The sequence below is a fragment of the Pseudomonas sp. BF-R-19 genome (assembly GCF_019956445.1).
In the GTDB taxonomy this organism is placed as follows: Bacteria; Pseudomonadota; Gammaproteobacteria; order Pseudomonadales; family Pseudomonadaceae; genus Aquipseudomonas; species Aquipseudomonas fluorescens_BH.
This window is the reverse complement of record NZ_JAHBDN010000024.1, coordinates 1-1,363: the sequence shown is the minus strand read 5'-3', so window position 1 is coordinate 1,363 and position 1,363 is coordinate 1. Positions and strand designations below refer to the sequence as shown.

The 1,363-nt window shown below is 59.4% G+C and carries 1 protein-coding gene; it reads left to right on the top strand.

What is annotated here, in order from left to right:
* Nucleotides 1-18 precede the first annotated feature (18 nt).
* Nucleotides 19-1,363, top strand: a 1,345-nt coding sequence (locus tag KGB28_RS01855) for an aromatic ring-hydroxylating oxygenase subunit alpha (RefSeq protein WP_223441673.1), incomplete at its 3' end; no start/stop codon positions are given.

Here is a 1,363-nt window from a genome sequence, read left to right as displayed (position 1 = left end):
GGCCGATGGAGAAGACGCATGAACCATCCACTCGAAGGACTGACAGCATCCCAGGCTGTTCGCCCTGACTTCGTTCCCAAAGATGCCTATATCGACCCTGCCTATGTGGCCCTGGAGCGCCAGCGGCTCTGGCCAAAGGTGTGGCAGGTCGCCTGTCGAGAAGAAGAACTGCCGGATGTTGGCAGCTTCGTGACCTACAACATTGCCAATGAGTCGATCATTGTCGTGCGGACCAACGAGGGGATTCTTGCTCACCACAACGTCTGCCAGCACCGTGGGCGGCGCCTGACCGAAGGCTGTGGCAAGACCAACCAGTTCCTCTGCCGCTATCACGGCTGGCGCTGGAATCTCGATGGCAAACTGGGCAAGGTGCTCGATCATCACGACTGGGAAGGCTGCCCTTCCATGGCCGCCGAGGACCTCAAACTGCCAGCGGTGCGAGTGGATAGCTGGGGTGGGTTCGTCTTCATCAACCTCGACCCTGATGCCGAGCCCCTCGCCGCCTTCCTCGACCCGATGCCCAGCTTCATCGACCCTTTCGAACTGCACAAAATGCGTTTTCGCTGGTACAAGTCCGTGCGTTTGCCGTGCAACTGGAAGGTCGCTCAGGAAGGGTTCAACGAGGCTTACCACGTCGCTTCGACTCACCCGCAACTGCTCGACAACGGCGGCGATGATCGCACCCACAGCTTCGCTTTCGGCAAGCACGGGATGTTCATGTACTCCGACAGCGCTTCGCCTCCCGGCGCCCCCAGCCCTCGTACGGGAAAACCCATTCCTTCCGATCTGCGCCCAGGCTTGGTGTCGTACTTTCAGCGCCTGGAAAACGAGCTCAAGGCGATTTTCAGCCCGCGGGATGTGGAAGCAGCGGGACGACTTCTGACTGAAGTGGCGCCCGATGCCAGCCCCATGGAAGTATTGGGCCAAATGCTCAACTTTCAGCGGCAGGCTGCCGAGGCGTCAGGTGCAGGTTGGCCGGACATCACGCCCGAGCAGATGTACAACGCCGGCACCGACTGGCATGTGTTTCCCAACCTGGTCATGTTGATGTTTCCGGACGGTCTGCTGACCTACCGGGCGCGACCTGATGGCGACAACCCTGACTCGTGCATCTTTGATATGTGGTCCCTGGTACGTTACGCACCGGGCACCGAGCCGGCACTCAAGCGCGAGTTCTACTACGGCAAAGATGACTGGAATACCGACTCTGTGGCACGGTTTGGCGTCATCCTTTCCCAGGATTTCCAGAACATGGGGAATGTCCAGGAGGGGATGAAATCTTCCGGCTTCAAAGGGTCGCGCACCAACCCTGTTCAGGAAGTGGCCGTCTCCAATTTTCATCGCGTCCTGCTGGAGTACCTTG